This is a genomic window from Pseudomonas peli (assembly GCF_050563605.1).
Lineage (GTDB): Bacteria > Pseudomonadota > Gammaproteobacteria > Pseudomonadales > Pseudomonadaceae > Aquipseudomonas > Aquipseudomonas peli_A.
This window is the reverse complement of record NZ_JBNXUH010000009.1, coordinates 205,837-222,564: the sequence shown is the minus strand read 5'-3', so window position 1 is coordinate 222,564 and position 16,728 is coordinate 205,837. Positions and strand designations below refer to the sequence as shown.

The window sequence follows — 16,728 nt, the reverse complement described above, 5'->3', positions numbered from 1 at the left end:
GGCGAAGAAGCGCAGTTTACGTGTTGTAAATGAGCATTCTGAGCCTGTTTTTAACGCCGCGATGGCAACGCAGATAGTTTTTAGAGGTGCCCGAAAGACGCTGATGAGGGAAAGCTGATGGCCGGCAAAACGCTCTACGACAAGCTCTGGGAAATGCACGAAGTGAAGCGCCGCGACGATGGTTCGTCGCTGATCTATATCGACCGGCATATCCTCCACGAAGTGACCTCGCCCCAGGCCTTTGAGGGCTTGCGTCTGGCCAGCCGCAAACCCTGGCGCATCGACGCCAACATCGCTACTCCAGACCACAATGTGCCGACCACCAAGGCCGAGCGTCAGGGTGGCCTGGAAGCCATCGCCGATGAAGTGTCGCGAATTCAGGTGCAAACTCTGGATGAGAACTGCGATGACTTCGGCATCCTCGAGTTCAAGATGAACGACATCCGTCAGGGCATCGTTCACGTGGTCGGCCCGGAGCAGGGCGCGACCTTGCCGGGCATGACCGTGGTCTGCGGCGACTCGCACACCTCGACCCATGGCGCATTCGGCGCGCTGGCTCACGGTATCGGCACCTCCGAGGTCGAGCATGTGCTGGCCACCCAGTGTCTGGTGGCCAAAAAGATGAAGAACATGAAGGTCGCGGTCGAAGGCCAGCTGCCGTTCGGCGTGACTGCCAAGGACATCGTGCTCGCGGTAATTGGCAAGATCGGCACTGCCGGCGGCAATGGCCATGCCCTCGAGTTTACCGGCAGCGCGATCCGCGACCTGTCGCTGGAAGGGCGCATGACCATCTGCAATATGTCTATCGAAGCCGGTGCCCGCGTTGGCCTGGTGGCGGTGGATGAAAAGACCATCGCTTACGTCGAAGGTCGTCCGTTTGCACCCAAAGGCGCCGATTGGGCCGCTGCTGTGGCGCAGTGGCAGGACCTGGTGTCCGATGCCGATGCGCATTTCGACACCGTGGTCGAATTGCGTGCCGAAGACATCAAGCCGCAGGTCAGCTGGGGTACATCGCCGGAAATGGTGCTGGCCGTGGATCAGAACGTGCCGGACCCGGCCGCCGAAAGCGACCCGGTGAAGAAGGATTCGATCATCCGCGCGCTGAAATACATGGGCTTGCAGGCCAATCAGGCGATCACCGATATCCAGCTGGATCGCGTGTTTATTGGCTCCTGCACCAACTCGCGCATTGAAGACCTGCGCGCCGCTGCTGAAGTGGCCAAGGGCCGCAAGGTCGCCAGCACGATCAAGCAGGCGATGGTGGTGCCGGGCTCCGGTCTGGTCAAAGCTCAGGCGGAAAAAGAAGGTTTGCACCACATCTTTATCGAAGCCGGTTTTGAATGGCGCGAGCCGGGCTGCTCCATGTGCCTGGCGATGAACCCGGACAAACTCGGCAGTGGCGAGCATTGCGCGTCCACCTCCAACCGCAACTTCGAAGGCCGTCAGGGTGCCGGTGGGCGTACTCACCTTGTCAGCCCGGCGATGGCGGCGGCGGCGGCAGTGACCGGCCGCTTTATCGATGTGCGCGAATTGATCCAGGCCTGAGGAACAGATTGATGAAAGCCTTTACTCAACACACCGGCCTGGTCGCTCCACTGGATCGCGCCAACGTCGATACCGACCAGATCATCCCCAAGCAGTTCTTGAAGTCGATCAAGCGCTCAGGCTTCGGCCCTAACCTGTTCGATGAGTGGCGTTACCACGATGTTGGCCAGCCCAATCAGGACAACTCCAAGCGCCCGGTGAATCAGGAGTTCGTACTGAACTTCGCGCGTTACCAGGGGGCCAGCGTGCTGCTGGCGCGGGAGAACTTCGGTTGCGGCTCCAGTCGTGAGCACGCGCCTTGGGCGCTTGAGGAATACGGTTTCCGCACGATCATCGCGCCGAGCTTTGCCGATATCTTCTTCAACAACAGCTTCAAGAACGGCCTGCTGCCAATCATCCTCAAGGAGGATGAGGTCGATGCGCTGTTTCAGCAGGCAGAAGCCACGGTTGGCTACCAGCTGACCGTCGATCTGGCCGCGCAAACCGTGACCCGTCCGGATGGCGTGCAGTACAGCTTCGAGGTCGATGCTTTCCGCAAGCATTGCCTGCTCAATGGTCTGGATGATATCGGCCTGACCCTGCAGGACAGTGACGCGATCAAGACCTTTGAAACCACCTATCAGCAGCGCAGCCCCTGGCTGTTCGGCGCCATCAAGTAATCAGCGGGCGAGTGCATCCATCACTCGCCGATTAATGAGTTGAGAAAAGCATGTCCAAGCAGATTCTGATTCTCCCCGGCGACGGTATCGGCCCGGAAATCATGGCCGAAGCGGTCAAGGTGCTGAACCTGGCCAACGACAAGTACAACCTGGGTTTCGAGCTGAGTTTCGATGACCTCGGTGGTGCGGCCATCGACCGTTACGGCGTGCCGTTGGCTGACGAAACCCTGGCCCGCGCCAAGGCCGCTGACGCCATTCTGCTCGGCGCCGTAGGCGGCCCGAAGTGGGACACCATTGATCCGGCGATTCGTCCGGAGCGCGGCCTGCTGAAAATTCGCTCGCAGCTGGGCCTGTTCGGTAACCTGCGTCCGGCGATTCTCTACCCGCAGCTGGCCGATGCCTCTAGCCTCAAACGCGAGATCGTTGCCGGTCTGGATATCCTGATTGTGCGTGAGCTGACCGGCGGGATCTATTTCGGCCAACCGCGCGAAAGCAAGGTGCTGGAAAACGGCGAGCGCATGGCCTACGACACCTTGCCGTACAGCGAGAGCGAAATCCGTCGTATCGCCCGCGTCGGTTTCGACATGGCCCGCGTGCGCGGCAAGAAGCTCTGCTCGGTGGACAAAGCCAACGTGCTGGCTTCCAGCCAACTGTGGCGCGCGGTGGTTATTGAAGTGGCCAAGGATTATCCGGACGTTGAACTCAGCCACATGTACGTCGACAACGCTGCCATGCAACTGGTGCGCGCGCCGAAGCAGTTCGACGTGATGGTCACCGACAACATGTTTGGCGACATTCTTTCGGATGAAGCTTCGATGCTCACCGGTTCCATCGGCATGCTGCCGTCGGCCTCCCTGGATGCCAACAACAAGGGCATGTACGAGCCGTGCCACGGCAGCGCGCCGGATATCGCCGGGCAGGGCATTGCCAACCCGTTGGCGACCATTCTGTCTGTGTCGATGATGCTGCGTTACAGCTTCAACCAGACGGCGGCAGCTGATGCCATCGAACTGGCCGTGAGCAAGGTGCTCGATCAAGGCCTGCGCACCGGCGATATCCACAGCGCTGGTACGACCAAGGTCGGCACCGCGGCAATGGGTGATGCGGTAGTCGAAGCGCTGCGTAGTCTGTAATCTTCCTGGCCCGCCGGGGCTCCGGCGGTCAGCTTATATAGGTGTAGTGGTTATGAAACGTGTAGGTCTGATCGGTTGGCGCGGCATGGTCGGTTCCGTGCTGATGCAACGCATGCTGGAAGAACAGGATTTCGATTTGATCGAACCGGTGTTCTTCACCACCTCCAATGTCGGTGGCCAAGGCCCGGCAATTGGCAAGGAAACGGCGCCTTTGAAGGACGCCTACAGCATTGACGAGCTGAAAAGCCTGGACGTGATTCTGACCTGCCAGGGCGGCGACTACACCAGCGAAGTCTTCCCCAAGCTGCGCGAAGCCGGCTGGCAGGGCTACTGGATCGATGCTGCCTCGTCGCTGCGCATGGATGACAGCTCGGTCATCGTGCTCGACCCGGTCAACCGCAAGGTGATCGACCAGCAACTCGATGCCGGCACCAAGAACTATATCGGCGGTAACTGCACCGTCAGCCTGATGCTGATGGCGCTGGGCGGTCTGTACGAGGCCGGTCTGGTCGAGTGGATGAGCGCCATGACCTATCAGGCGGCATCCGGCGCCGGCGCGCAGAACATGCGCGAGCTGATCAAGCAGATGGGCGCAATCAATGCCTCGGTGGCCGATGAGCTGGCTGATCCCGCCAGCGCCATTCTGGATATTGACCGTAAAGTGGCCGAAGCCATGCGCGGCGAGTCGTTCCCGGTCGACAACTTCGGCGTACCGCTGGCCGGTAGCCTGATCCCCTACATCGACAAGGAATTGCCGAACGGCCAGAGCCGTGAAGAGTGGAAGGGCCAAGCCGAGACCAACAAGATCCTCGGCCGCTTCAAGAACCCGATCCCGGTCGATGGCCTGTGTGTGCGTATCGGCGCCATGCGTTGCCACAGTCAGGCGCTGACCATCAAACTGAACAAGGATGTGCCGCTGTCGGACATCGAAGGCTTGATCAGCCAGCACAACCCTTGGGTCAAGCTGGTGCCTAATCAGCGCGAAGCGAGCATCCGCGAGCTGGGCCCGACTGCTGTGACGGGCACCCTGAGTGTGCCGGTTGGTCGTCTGCGCAAGCTCAATATGGGTTCGCAGTACCTTGGCGCGTTCACCGTGGGTGACCAGCTGCTGTGGGGCGCGGCCGAACCGCTGCGGCGCATGCTGCGGATCCTGCTGGAGCGTTAATCGCGCTGCGCTGATACGCGCACTGGCTGTCTGCGAGGGGCGGGCTGTTGGGTGTTCGAGTCAAATCGAGCGCTCAGCAGTCCGCTCCTTTGCATTTGGCGGGTGCGCCTATACAGTGCTGGGCTTATTTCCTCGAGCCTTGTCATGACCCGTACCTTTGATATTGCCGTCATCGGCGCCACCGGCAGCGTTGGCGAAGCCCTGGTGCAGCTGCTGGAGGAGCGCGAGTTCCCGGTGGCCAATCTGCATCTGGTAGCCAGCGGTGAATCGGCTGGGCGCTCCTTGTCCTACAAGGGCAAGAACCTGCGCGTACGAGATCTGGAAACCTTTGATTTTGCCAGCGTGCGGCTGGTGTTCTTTGCTGCTGGCAGCAAAGTGACGCAGAAATATGCCGCGCAAGCTGCTGCGGCTGGCTGTGCAGTGATTGATCTGGCCAGCGGTTTGCCTGCCGCGCAGGCGCCACGGGTGATTCCCGAGGTCAATCCTGCGGTATTGGCGAGTCTGTCCGCGCCTTATCTGTTGACCAGTCCAAGTGCCCCGGGTATTGCTTTGGCCGCCGTGCTGGCGGCTTTGCCTGAGCAGGTCAGCATTCAGCGGGTTACCGTGACGGCCTGCCTGGCTGTCTCCAGTCGCGGGCGGGAGGGGGTGTCCGAACTGGCGCGGCAAACCGCCGAACTGCTCAATGGCCGAGCATTCGAGCCGCAGCTGTTTGATCGGCAAATGGCCTTCAATCTGCTGGCGCAGGTCGAGCAGACCGATAGCGCGGGGCACGCAGCGCTGGAGCGACAGATTGCCGGCGAGCTCAAGGAGTTGCTGGCATTGCCCGATTTGCAGGTTGCGGTGACCTGTATCCAGGTGCCGGTGTTCTTTGGCGACAGCCTGAGCGTTTCACTGCAGACCGAGTCGGCCATCGACCTGAAACAGGTGTACGCCGCTCTGGACGCCGCACCGGCTCTGGAATTGGTGGAAATGGATGATTATCCGACTGCGGTCGGCGACGCAGTCGGCCAGGATGTGGTCTATGTTGGCCGGGTGCGCGCAGGTTTGGCCGATCCAGCCGAACTCAATTTGTGGATTGCGTCTGATAACGTGAGAAAAGGCGCAGCGCTAAATGCTGTGCAATTAGCCGAGTTGTTGATAAAACACTATCTGTAAAAGATACTTACCTAGAAATTTGAAGAATCTTTCGAGCTTGGCAATACTGGCTGAGTTGATTGCTGAATGGGGTTGCGTCTTCGGGCGTGGCAGGCGGCAATTTTCAACATCCTCTCGCTGGTCGAGAAAAAAAGATAAAACAAGGGATAACGCTATGGTTCGGGTTCGCAAACTGGTGCTGGCAATCGCAGCTGCTTCGGCAATGTCATCCGGTATGGCGCACGCGCTGGGGCTGGGTGAGGTGACCCTGCAATCGGCGCTCAATCAGCCGCTGGTGGCTGAGATTGAGTTGCTGGAGGTGCGCGACCTGGCTTCCAATGAAGTCCTGCCTACCCTGGCGTCCCCGGAAGCATTCAACAAAGCCGGAGTTGATCGTCAGTACTTCCTGACGGACCTGAAATTCACTCCGGTGCTCAAACCCAATGGCAAAAGCGTTATTCGGGTGACCTCCAGCAAGCCAATGCGTGAGCCTTACCTGAACTTCCTGGTGGAAGTGCTCTGGCCAAATGGCCGCTTGCTGCGCGAATACACCCTGCTGCTTGATCCGCCACTCTATACCCCGCAAAGCGTTACCCCTGCTGCCGCACGCCTGCCTGTAGCCGCCCCGGCTCCAGCGCCACGTGTACAGGCTCCAGCTCCAGCGCCGCGCCCAGCAGCTGCTGCCGCTCAGCCAGCCGCCCCGGCGGCTCCCGTAGCACCTGCTGCGCCAGCGGCCAAACCGCTGGAAGGTAATGAATACAAAACCACCGCCAACGACACTCTCTGGGAAATTGCTCAGCGGGCGCGTGCTGGCGGCAGCGTGCATCAGGCCATGTTGGCGATCCAGGATCTGAACCCGGATGCCTTTATCGGTGGCAACATCAACCGCCTGAAAAACGGTCAGGTGCTGCGTCTGCCTGATGAGCAACAAGTCAAGAGCCGTGCCCAGGGCGAAGCCCTCGCTCAGGTTGCCGAGCAGAACGCAGCCTGGCGTGAAGGTCGCAGTGTTGCCGCTAGCGCTCGTCAGCTGGATGCCACTAAACGCACCAGTGCCGCAGCTACACCGGCCAAAGTTGAAACCGGCGACAGCCTGAAACTGGTTGCCGCTGACAGCGGTAAAGCCACTGCCGGCAGCGACAAGGGCGCAGCCGACAGCAAAGCGTTGACTGACAAATTGGCCGTGACCCAGGAAAGCCTGGACTCCAGCCGTCGTGAAAACGATGAGCTGAAAGGCCGCATGACTGATCTACAGAGTCAACTCGACAAACTGCAGCGTCTGATCCAGTTGAAAGACGACCAGATGGCCAAGCTGCAGGCTGACCTTGCTGCGCAAGGCCAGGCCCCAGCTGCTGCACCTGTCGCCCCAGTAGCTCCGGTAGTTGAAACGCCGGCTGCTCCGGTTGAGCCAGCTCCAGAGGCCGCGCCACAGGATCCAGCTGCTGCTACTCCTGTAGTGCCTGCTGCCACACCTGAGACGGATTTTAATTACAGCGAAGAGCCCGCTGCCCAGCCAGAAGCCGTGGCGCCAGTCGCGGTGCCTGAGCCGGCACCTATTGCTGCGCCTGAGCCTGCTCCGGTAGCGCCTGTTGCTCCAGTTGTCGAGGCGCCGGTAGTGGCCGAGCCGCAGGCTGAAAGCAGCACCATTGATGATCTGCTGGCCAATCCGATGTTGTTGGGCGCCGCAGGTGGTGGTGCGCTGCTGGTATTGCTGATTGCGCTGATGATGCTGTCGCGCCGCAATGCACTGAAAGAAGCCGAGTTGCAGGAAAGCTTGGCGGCTGACGATGGCTCGTCTGATCTGGGCGCAGGCCTGGATCTGCCGGATGACAGCTTTGCCGGTGTGGCTGACGATCTCGATGGTCAGCAATCCGATCTGCCGAATGAAGAGCGCGTGACCGCACAAACCGGTGATGCGCTGGGCGAGGCGGATATCTACATCGCTTATGGCCGCTTCCCGCAGGCTGCTGAACTGTTGCAGGGCGCCATCAATGATGAGCCGCAGCGCAGTGATCTGCGTCTGAAATTGATGGAAGTCTATGCCGAGATGGGTGACCGCAATGGTTTCGCCCGTCAGGACAACGAATTGCGTGAAATCGGTGGTAGTGCCGCTGAACTTGATCAGATCAAGGCCCGCTACCCAGCCATGGTCGTTGCTGCTGGCGCAGGCTTTGCTGCCGCGGCTGCTGCTGAAGAAAGCCTGGACACCTTCAGTTTGGACGATCTGGCCCTGGACGAGCCGAGTCCGAAAGCCGCTGCTGGCGATCAGGACGATGCATTCGATCTGAGTCTGGATGATCTTGAGTCCGAACTGGATCGTGATCTGCAGGCTGCTGGTAATAATGCTTCCCTGGATGATCTGGACAGCCTGTCGCTGGATAACGACCTGGATTTCAGTTCGCCAGTTGAGCAAGCCGATAACAAAGACGACGACCTGGGTTTTGACCTGAGCCTTGCTGATAGCGGCGACAGCGGCCTGGATCTGAGTGGTGATCTGGCTGATTTCAGCCTGGATCTGGATACCCCGGCCAAGCCAGCTGCGGCTGCCGAAGATGATTTCCTGCTGAGTCTGGATGACGAGCCAAGTGCATCGCCGGTAGCGGCTGAGCCAGGTTTTGATCTGCCGAGTGAGCAAGCGGGCAGTGATTTCGATCTGTCGGCTGATTTCGATCTGTCGCTGAATGATGACGTGCCAGCGCAGCCATCGAGTGACAGCTTCGCAGCTCAGTTGGATGAAGTCAGCGCCGAACTGGATCTGCTGTCTGATGATCTGGATCAACCCGCTGATCTGGGTATGCCGGCAAGCGCCGCTTCGTCCAGCATGGATAATGACGATGACTTCGACTTCCTCTCGGGTACCGACGAGACGGCGACCAAGCTCGATCTGGCTCGCGCCTACATCGACATGGGCGATACCGAAGGTGCTCGCGATATCCTCGATGAAGTCATCACCGAAGGTAACGAAGGTCAGCAAAATGAAGCGCGTGAGCTGATCGCTAAATTGGTCTGATACATGTCTGATGGTCTTACTACAACGGCAGCCGACTCGGCTGCCGTTGGCGTTTTCAAGATAGCCCTGGGTGTCGAGTACAAAGGTTCGCGTTATCGCGGTTTTCAGCGCCAGTGTGCCGGTGTGCCTTCCATTCAGGAGTCGCTGGAAAAAGCCCTGGCGAAAGTCGCTGGCGGCGTTTCCGTAACCCTGAGCTGCGCCGGGCGCACCGATGCACTGGTGCATGCCAGTGCGCAGGTGGTGCATTTCAATACGCCGGTCGATCGCTCCATGCATGCCTGGGTCATGGGCGCGAATATGAACCTGCCCGGTGATATCAGCGTGACTTGGGCCAAGTCGATGCCAGCGCACTTTGATGCGCGCTTCTGCGCCCAGGCGCGGCGCTACCGTTATGTGATTTATAACGACCAGATTCGCCCGGCGCATATGGCCGAAGAAGTCACCTGGAATCATCGGCCGCTGGATGTCGAACGCATGCGTCAGGCGTCCCGCGCATTTATCGGTACCCATGATTTCAGTGCCTTCCGCGCGCGCCAGTGTCAGGCCAAGTCGCCGATCAAGACGGTGCATCACCTGGAGCTGCTGCAGCACGGGCGCTTTATCGTGCTGGATATCCGCGCCAATGCGTTCCTTCACCATATGGTGCGCAATATCGCAGGGGTGCTGATGACCATTGGAACGGGCGAGCGGCCGGTTGAGTGGGCGCAGGAAGTGCTGGAAACCCGCGTGCGTCGCACCGGTGGAGTGACCGCGCATCCCTATGGGCTGTACTTGGTGCAGGTCGACTACCCTGAGGAGTTCGACTTGCCCAAGCGCTACCTGGGGCCGCACTTTCTTTCCGGCTTGCCTGATGTGGCGGCTGACGCCTGAAAAGCTATTTGCTAGCATCCGGCTCCAACTGAATTTATCGAGGTCATCCTGTTGTCAGCCGTTCGCAGCAAGATTTGTGGCATTACCCGCATAGAGGATGCAGTGTCGGCAGTGGAGGCGGGTGCGGATGCGATTGGCCTGGTGTTTTATGCCAAGAGTCCGCGCGCCGTCACGCTGCAGCAGGCGCGTTCGATCATTGCCGCGTTGCCGCCTTTTGTGACCACTGTGGGCCTGTTTGTCGATGCCAGCCGTTGCGAGTTGGGCGAAATTCTCGATGCAGTGCCGCTTGATTTGCTGCAGTTCCATGGCGATGAGAGCCCGGAAGACTGTGATGGCTATCACCGTCCCTATATCAAGGCGCTGCGGGTCAAGCCAGGCGATGATATTGCCGCCCAAGTGGCGCTCTACAAGAATGCCAGTGGCGTGTTGCTCGATACCTATGTGCCAGGCATTCCGGGTGGCACAGGTGAAGCGTTCGATTGGTCGCTGGTGCCTGAAGGTTTGAGCAAGCCGGTTATTCTGGCAGGCGGCCTGACGGCTGAGAACGTCGCGCAGGCCATCGCTCAGGTGCGTCCCTATGCCGTGGATGTCAGTGGCGGTGTAGAAATGGCCAAAGGCATCAAGGACGCCGAGAAGATTCGCGCTTTTATGCAGGCGGTGAAGGCTGCTTGAGGTGTGCCTGGTTGATGTGACGGCACTGCGGGCTTGGCCGTCCATAACCCTGTTGCAGGTTGGATAAACGCTGCAGGCGGTCGTTCGAGGCGGCGGGTGAGTAAGTGCTGATGGCAGTGCACCGACCCCTGAAACGACTGTACCCATGAATTTTCCCGGTTAGGCCTGGTCGCATTTAGCGCAGCCCGTCCGGTTAACAGCTTTGGAGAGTCAAGAGCATGAGCAACTGGTTGGTAGACAAACTGATCCCATCGATCATGCGTTCCGAGGTCAAAAAGAGTTCGGTACCCGAAGGCCTGTGGCACAAGTGCCCGTCCTGCGATTCGGTGCTGTACAAGCCCGAGCTGGAAAAGACCCTGGATGTTTGCCCCAAGTGCAATCACCACATGCGTATCGATGCTCGCGCGCGCCTGGATATCTTCCTGGATGCCGAGGGTCGTGAAGAGCTGGGCGCCGACCTTGAACCGGTTGATCGCCTGAAGTTTCGCGACAGCAAGAAGTACAAGGATCGCCTCACCGGTGCGCAAAAGCAGACCGGTGAGAAAGATGCCCTGGTGGCCATTCGCGGCACTCTGGAAGGCATGCCGATTGTGACCTGCGCTTTCGAGTTTTCCTTCATGGGCGGTTCGATGGGCGCCATCGTTGGTGAGCGCTTTGTCCGCGCCGCCAATGCCGCTCTGGAGCAGCGTTGCCCGCTGGTGTGTTTCTCCGCATCCGGCGGCGCACGTATGCAGGAAGCGCTGATCTCGCTGATGCAGATGGCCAAGACGTCGGCCGTACTGGCGCGTTTGCGTGAAGAAGGTATTCCGTTTATTTCCGTGCTGACCGACCCGGTGTATGGCGGTGTGTCTGCCAGCCTGGCCATGCTCGGTGATGTAATTGTCGCCGAGCCCCGTGCACTGATCGGCTTTGCCGGCCCGCGCGTGATCGAGCAAACCGTGCGCGAGAAACTGCCGGAAGGCTTTCAGCGTAGCGAGTTCCTGCTGGAGCACGGCGCCATCGATATGATCATTCACCGCGCCGAATTGCGTCCGCGCCTGGCGCGTCTGCTGGCTCAGTTTATGGGGCTGCCGTCGCCTGTAGCCTTGCCGGCGACTGCATGACCGAGCGCTCCCTTGCTGATTGGCTGAGCTATCTGGAGCAGCTGCATCCGAGCGCCATTGATATGGGGTTGGAGCGTTCTCGGGTAGTGCTGCAGCGCCTTGGCTTGGCCAAGCTGGCGCCGCGGGTGATTACCGTCACCGGAACCAATGGCAAGGGCTCGACCTGCGCATTTATTGCCTCGCTGCTGCAAGGGCAGGGGCTAAAGGTCGGTGTTTACAGCTCGCCGCATCTGCTGCGTTACAACGAGCGGGTGCAGGTCGCGGGCGTCGAAGCCACGGATGCCATGCTCTGTGAGGCCTTCGCCGTGGTGGAAGCCGCGCGCGGGGAAACCTCGCTGACCTATTTTGAGATGGGCACCCTGGCCGCCTTCTGGCTATTCCAGCAAGCTGGGCTGGATGCTCTGGTGCTGGAGGTCGGCCTTGGTGGTCGACTGGATGCTGTGAATCTGCTGGATGCCGATATCGCTCTGGTCACCAGCATCGGCATTGATCATGCCGACTGGCTGGGTGATACCCGTGAGTCGGTTGCCTTCGAGAAGGCCGGTATCTTCCGCGCGGGTAAGCCTGCCCTGTGCGGCGATCTTGAGCCGCCGCAGCCTCTGCTTGATCAGGTGGCGTTGCTCGACGCTCCGTTTTTCCTGCGTGGCCGTGACTATGACCTGAGCATCAACGCGCAGGGTTGGTCTTGGTACGGCCTCAACCATCAGGGCGAAGTGCTGAGTCTGGAGCACTTGCCGCTGCTCGATCTGCCCATGGAAAACGCTGCTCTGGCCTTACAGGCTTACGCGGTGATGCAATTACCCTGGCAGCCCGAGGTGATCAGTCAGGCACTGCAGCAGGCGCGGGTGACCGGGCGACTGGATCGCAGAATGATTAATTGGCAGGGCAAGTCACTCACGCTGCTGCTCGATGTTGGGCATAATCCCCATGCTGCCGAGTATCTCGCGCAGCGCCTGGCTAGTCGGGCGTTGTCAGGCAAGCGCCTGGCCGTGTTTGGTTTGCTGGCTGACAAGGACCTACTTGGTGTAGTGGCGCCGTTGTTAAGCGAAGTGGACAGTTGGGCGGTGGCGGCTTTGCCGACCAGTCGCACGCGCGCAGCCGCCGAGTTGCAGGCGCATCTGCATAACAGCGGGGCGCAAGTGGTCGCTTATGCCAGTGTGCAGGCAGCGCTTGAAGCTCAGTGTGAGCAGGCTTCGGATGGCGATGAAGTGCTGCTGTTTGGATCTTTCTACTGCGTGGCCGAGGCCCTGGATTGGCTGGCCCGCCAAGCCAATGGGGGCGTGCAGGATGGCTTTGCTGGATAAGGGGTTGAAGCAGCGCATGGTCGGTGCGCTGGTATTGCTGGCGCTGGCAGTGATTTTCCTGCCGATGCTGCTGTCGCGTGAAGATGAGTCGCAGCGGGTTCAGGTTGATGCGCCGGCAATGCCGGTGGCGCCCGAGGTCCCTGAGGTTGAACTGCAACCGGTGGCCGTTCCCCAGCCGCAAATATTGCCCGATGAGCCGATTGGTGCTGAAGCCGCGCAAAGCCTGGAGCCAGGCGAGCCTGTTGTGGCCGAGCAACCGACCGCGCCAATAACTCCGGCTACACCGGCTACAGCACCTGAGTCTGCAGTACCTGAGCCTGTAATAACGGCGCCTCAGCCTGCGCCGGGTAAGTTGGATGCCAACAGCCTGCCAATCAGCTGGTCGGTGCAGTTGGCGAGCCTGTCCAGCAGTGATGGCGCGCAGAAGCTGCAGAAAACCCTGCGCAGCCAGGGCTACAACGCCTATATCCGCAGCGTCGATGGCATGAACCGGGTGTTTGTCGGGCCGCTGATCGAGCGTGCCGAGGCGGATCGCCTGCGTGATCAGCTCAATCGTCAGCACAAACTCAATGGTTTTGTGGTGCGTTTTCAGCCCGAAGCGGGCTGAGCAAGCGGCTTGGCGTTCATCGCCAAGCCGATTTACCTGGCCCGCTACTAGGCGGGCCGGGCATTTCAGCGGTTGGTGAATCCTTTGCTTACGCCCCGCGCAGGTGCTCTGCTAAAATGCAGCGCCTTTCTCGTCGGTAACCTGCATCGTGGCATTCACCTGGGTCGATTGGGCGATTATCGCCGTTGTCGCCGTTTCAAGTCTGATCAGTCTGAGCCGAGGCTTCGTCAAGGAAGCCCTGTCACTGCTTACCTGGATTATTGCTGGCGTGGTTGCCTGGATGTTCGGCGGCGCACTGTCGCAGCACCTGGTGGACTTTATCGAGACGCCCTCGGCGCGCGTCATTGCAGGTTGCGCGATTCTATTTGTGGTCACCCTGTTGGTCGGTGCCCTGGTCAATTACCTGATTGGTGAATTGATCCGGGTGACCGGACTGTCGGGGACCGATCGTTTTCTCGGCATGGTTTTCGGCGCGGCGCGCGGAGGCCTGCTGGTCGTGGTGCTGGTCGGTTTGATCAGCCTGGCTCCGGTTCAACAAGACAGTTGGTGGCAGGAGTCAGCACTTGTGCCGCATTTCTTGATGGTTGCTGATTGGTCGAAAAACCTGATCCTGGGTCTGTCCAGTGAGTGGCTGGCCAGCGGCGTTACGGCGCCGGTGGAGTTACCGTTCAAAGAGGCGCTGCAGCAGCCTAAGCTGCCGTAAGTGCATTGCGAATCATCGTGTTTCATTGAGTAGGGGTTGCGTCACATGTGCGGCATTGTCGGTATCGTCGGTAAATCGAACGTCAATCAGGCGCTGTATGACGGGCTCACCGTCCTCCAGCACCGCGGCCAGGATGCTGCCGGTATTGTCACCAGCCATGATGGCCGCCTGTTCCTGCGCAAGGACAACGGCCTGGTGCGTGATGTGTTCCAACAGCGCCACATGCAGCGCCTGGTCGGCCATATGGGCATTGGCCACGTGCGCTACCCGACTGCGGGCAGCTCCAGCTCGGCCGAAGCCCAGCCGTTCTACGTCAACTCGCCGTACGGCATCACCCTGGCGCACAACGGCAACTTGACCAACGTAGAGCAGCTGGCCAAGGAGATCTACGAGTCTGACCTGCGCCACGTCAACACCAACTCCGATTCGGAAGTGCTGCTCAACGTGTTTGCTCACGAGCTGGCCCAGCGCGGCAAGCTGCAGCCCACCGAAGAAGACGTGTTCGCCGCCGTCACCGACGTGCACGAGCGCTGCCTGGGTGGTTACGCGGTAGTCGCGATGATCACCGGTTACGGCATCGTCGGTTTCCGTGACCCTAACGGTATCCGCCCGATCGTCTTCGGTCAGCGTCATACCGACGAAGGCGTGGAATACATGATCGCCTCGGAAAGCGTCTCGCTCGACGTGCTCGGCTTCACCCTGATTCGCGACCTCGCGCCGGGCGAAGCGGTGTACATCACCGAGGAAGGCAAGCTGTTCACCCGTCAGTGCGCGGCGAATCCGAAATACGCCCCGTGCATCTTCGAGCACGTCTATCTGGCGCGCCCGGATTCGATTATGGACGGTATCTCGGTGTACAAGGCGCGTCTGCGCATGGGCGAGAAGCTGGCCGACAAGATCCTCCGTGAACGTCCGCAGCATGACATTGATGTGGTTATCCCGATTCCGGATACCAGCCGTACCGCAGCATTGGAATTGGCCAACCATCTGGGCGTGAAGTTCCGCGAAGGCTTCGTCAAGAACCGCTATATCGGCCGCACCTTTATCATGCCGGGCCAGGCTGCCCGCAAGAAATCCGTACGGCAGAAGCTCAATGCCATCGAGCTGGAATTCCGCGGCAAGAACGTGATGCTGGTGGATGACTCCATCGTGCGCGGCACCACCTGTAAGCAGATCATCCAGATGGCCCGAGAAGCCGGGGCGAAGAACGTGTACTTCTGTTCGGCCGCGCCAGCGGTGCGTTATCCGAACGTGTACGGCATCGACATGCCTAGCGCCCATGAGCTGATTGCGCACGGCCGCACCACCGAGGAAGTTTGCGAGCTGATCGGCGCCGACTGGCTGATCTACCAGGATCTGCCGGATCTGATCGAAGCGGTCAGTGGTAGCAAGAAGGTCAAGATCGACAATTTCGACTGTGCGGTGTTCGACGGTAAATACGTGACCGGCGATATCGATGAGGCTTACCTGGACAAGATTGAACAGGCCCGCAACGATGCCTCGAAGGTCAAGTCCCAGGCCGTCAGCGCGATTATCGACCTGTACAACAACTAGGTTGCAGTCCGGCCTGCTGCGGCGGGCCGGTTGAGGGGATTGGCAATGACGATTGAATGGCAAGCCGGGCGTCTGGACAGCGATCTCGACGGCGTGGGCTTCGATACCCTGGCGGTGCGCGCTGGGCAGCATCGCTCGCCAGAAGGTGAGCACAGCGAGGCGATCTACCCAACCTCCAGCTACGTATTCCGCACCGCGGCCGATGCTGCCGCGCGCTTTGCCGGCGAAGTGCCGGGCAACGTCTACTCGCGTTACACCAACCCGACTGTTCGTGCCTTTGAGGAGCGCATCGCCGCTCTGGAAGGCGCCGAGCAGGCGGTCGCGACCTCGTCCGGTATGTCGGCGATTCTGGCCATTGTCATGAGCCTGTGCAGCGCCGGTGACCACGTACTGGTGTCGCGCAGCGTATTCGGTTCGACCATCAGCTTGTTTGAGAAGTACCTCAAGCGCTTTGGTGTGCAGGTTGACTACGTGCCGCTGGCGGACCTTGATGGTTGGGCCGCTGCATTCAAACCCAATACCAAGCTGTTGTTTGTCGAGTCGCCGTCCAACCCGCTGGCCGAGCTGGTGGACATTGCTGCCTTAGCGGACATCGCCCACAGCAAAGGCGCGCTGCTGGCGGTGGATAACTGCTTCTGCACCCCGGCGTTGCAACAGCCGCTCAAGCTCGGTGCCGACGTGGTGATGCACTCGGCGACCAAATACATCGACGGCCAGGGCCGCAGCATGGGCGGTGTGGTCGCAGGCTCGGCCAAGCTGATGACCGAAGTGGTGGGCTTTCTGCGTACCGCCGGGCCTACACTCAGCCCGTTCAACGCCTGGATCTTCCTCAAAGGCCTGGAAACCCTGCGCATCCGCATGCAGGCGCATTGCGCCAGCGCGCTGCAATTGGCTCAGTGGCTGGAGCAGCAGCCAGGCATTGAGCATGTGTACTACGCCGGCTTGCCCAGCCACCCGCAGCATGAGTTGGCCAAGCGCCAGCAGAGTGCTTTCGGTGCCGTGGTCAGCTTCGAGGTCAAGGGCGGCAAAGAGGCGGCTTGGCGTTTTATCGATGCCACGCGGGTGATCTCGATCACCACCAACCTCGGCGACACCAAGACCACCATCGCCCATCCGGCGACCACTTCCCACGGTCGTTTGAGCCCTGCCGAGCGTGCTAACGCCGGTATTCGCGACAACCTGATCCGCGTCGCGGTCGGTCTGGAAGATTTGGCCGATTTGCAAGCCGATCTGGCTCGCGGTCTGGCTGCGCTTTAAGCGGTTCTGTTTACC

Annotated in this window: 14 protein-coding genes; all 14 read left to right on the top strand. The window is 60.2% G+C overall.

What is annotated here, in order from left to right; translation table 11 throughout:
* Positions 1–117 precede the first annotated feature (117 nt).
* The 14 genes from leuC to ACQ4LH_RS13385 all read left to right on the top strand — a co-directional run bounded on the left by leuC (position 118) and on the right by ACQ4LH_RS13385 (position 16,713).
* Positions 118–1,545: a 3-isopropylmalate dehydratase large subunit gene (gene leuC / locus ACQ4LH_RS13450; protein WP_430697611.1), complete on the top strand. Its 1,428-nt coding sequence runs from the start codon at positions 118–120 to the stop codon at positions 1,543–1,545.
* 11 nt (positions 1,546–1,556) lie between these two features.
* On the top strand, positions 1,557–2,204 hold the full coding sequence (gene leuD, locus ACQ4LH_RS13445; protein ID WP_304864245.1) for a 3-isopropylmalate dehydratase small subunit: 648 nt from the start codon (positions 1,557–1,559) through the stop codon (positions 2,202–2,204).
* Positions 2,205–2,254: 50 nt separating this feature from the next.
* Complete coding sequence (gene leuB, locus ACQ4LH_RS13440) at positions 2,255–3,337, top strand: 3-isopropylmalate dehydrogenase (RefSeq protein ID WP_430697610.1); 1,083 nt, start codon at positions 2,255–2,257, stop codon at positions 3,335–3,337.
* Between the two features lie 52 nt (positions 3,338–3,389).
* The gene (asd, locus tag ACQ4LH_RS13435; protein ID WP_069521323.1) at positions 3,390–4,502 is read left to right on the top strand and encodes an aspartate-semialdehyde dehydrogenase; all 1,113 of its coding nucleotides are present in this window, start codon (positions 3,390–3,392) and stop codon (positions 4,500–4,502) included.
* A 144-nt stretch (positions 4,503–4,646) separates the two neighbouring features.
* A complete protein-coding gene (locus ACQ4LH_RS13430) occupies positions 4,647–5,657 on the top strand; it encodes an aspartate-semialdehyde dehydrogenase (protein WP_430697609.1) in 1,011 nt (336 codons plus the stop codon).
* 154 nt (positions 5,658–5,811) lie between these two features.
* Entirely contained in the window at positions 5,812–8,643 is a 2,832-nt protein-coding gene (locus ACQ4LH_RS13425; RefSeq protein ID WP_430697608.1) for a FimV/HubP family polar landmark protein, read from the top strand.
* Between the two features lie 3 nt (positions 8,644–8,646).
* A complete protein-coding gene (gene truA / locus ACQ4LH_RS13420; RefSeq protein ID WP_430697607.1) occupies positions 8,647–9,513 on the top strand; it encodes a tRNA pseudouridine(38-40) synthase TruA in 867 nt (288 codons plus the stop codon).
* A 51-nt stretch (positions 9,514–9,564) separates the two neighbouring features.
* A complete protein-coding gene (locus ACQ4LH_RS13415) occupies positions 9,565–10,185 on the top strand; it encodes a phosphoribosylanthranilate isomerase (RefSeq protein ID WP_430697606.1) in 621 nt (206 codons plus the stop codon).
* Between the two features lie 218 nt (positions 10,186–10,403).
* Complete coding sequence (gene accD / locus ACQ4LH_RS13410) at positions 10,404–11,288, top strand: acetyl-CoA carboxylase, carboxyltransferase subunit beta (RefSeq protein ID WP_411174000.1); 885 nt, start codon at positions 10,404–10,406, stop codon at positions 11,286–11,288.
* Entirely contained in the window at positions 11,285–12,592 is a 1,308-nt protein-coding gene (folC, locus tag ACQ4LH_RS13405; RefSeq protein ID WP_430697605.1) for a bifunctional tetrahydrofolate synthase/dihydrofolate synthase, read from the top strand. The genes accD and folC overlap by 4 nt, the downstream gene beginning before the upstream one ends.
* Positions 12,576–13,199: an SPOR domain-containing protein gene (locus ACQ4LH_RS13400; RefSeq protein WP_430697604.1), complete on the top strand. Its 624-nt coding sequence runs from the start codon at positions 12,576–12,578 to the stop codon at positions 13,197–13,199. Before folC ends, ACQ4LH_RS13400 begins: the two co-directional genes overlap by 17 nt.
* A gap of 148 nt (positions 13,200–13,347) precedes the next feature.
* Positions 13,348–13,902: a CvpA family protein gene (locus ACQ4LH_RS13395; protein ID WP_282876907.1), complete on the top strand. Its 555-nt coding sequence runs from the start codon at positions 13,348–13,350 to the stop codon at positions 13,900–13,902.
* Positions 13,903–13,947: 45 nt separating this feature from the next.
* Positions 13,948–15,456, top strand: a complete 1,509-nt coding sequence (purF, locus tag ACQ4LH_RS13390) for an amidophosphoribosyltransferase (protein WP_305593628.1) — start codon at positions 13,948–13,950, stop codon at positions 15,454–15,456.
* A 45-nt stretch (positions 15,457–15,501) separates the two neighbouring features.
* On the top strand, positions 15,502–16,713 hold the full coding sequence (locus ACQ4LH_RS13385; protein WP_430697603.1) for an O-succinylhomoserine sulfhydrylase: 1,212 nt from the start codon (positions 15,502–15,504) through the stop codon (positions 16,711–16,713).
* Positions 16,714–16,728: the final 15 nt, after the last annotated feature.

Excerpts from the sequence above, each read along its gene's own strand:
- leuC (WP_430697611.1), top strand. The coding sequence starts at position 118 with ATGGCCGGCAAAACGCTCTACGACAAGCTCTGGGAAATGCACGAAGTG.
- leuD (WP_304864245.1), top strand. The coding sequence starts at position 1,557 with ATGAAAGCCTTTACTCAACACACCGGCCTGGTCGCTCCACTGGATCGC.
- leuB (WP_430697610.1), top strand. The coding sequence starts at position 2,255 with ATGTCCAAGCAGATTCTGATTCTCCCCGGCGACGGTATCGGCCCGGAA.
- asd (WP_069521323.1), top strand. The coding sequence starts at position 3,390 with ATGAAACGTGTAGGTCTGATCGGTTGGCGCGGCATGGTCGGTTCCGTG.
- ACQ4LH_RS13430 (WP_430697609.1), top strand. The coding sequence starts at position 4,647 with ATGACCCGTACCTTTGATATTGCCGTCATCGGCGCCACCGGCAGCGTT.
- ACQ4LH_RS13425 (WP_430697608.1), top strand. The coding sequence starts at position 5,812 with ATGGTTCGGGTTCGCAAACTGGTGCTGGCAATCGCAGCTGCTTCGGCA.
- truA (WP_430697607.1), top strand. The coding sequence starts at position 8,647 with ATGTCTGATGGTCTTACTACAACGGCAGCCGACTCGGCTGCCGTTGGC.
- accD (WP_411174000.1), top strand. The coding sequence starts at position 10,404 with ATGAGCAACTGGTTGGTAGACAAACTGATCCCATCGATCATGCGTTCC.
- folC (WP_430697605.1), top strand. The coding sequence starts at position 11,285 with ATGACCGAGCGCTCCCTTGCTGATTGGCTGAGCTATCTGGAGCAGCTG.
- ACQ4LH_RS13400 (WP_430697604.1), top strand. The coding sequence starts at position 12,576 with ATGGCTTTGCTGGATAAGGGGTTGAAGCAGCGCATGGTCGGTGCGCTG.
- purF (WP_305593628.1), top strand. The coding sequence starts at position 13,948 with ATGTGCGGCATTGTCGGTATCGTCGGTAAATCGAACGTCAATCAGGCG.
- ACQ4LH_RS13385 (WP_430697603.1), top strand. The coding sequence starts at position 15,502 with ATGACGATTGAATGGCAAGCCGGGCGTCTGGACAGCGATCTCGACGGC.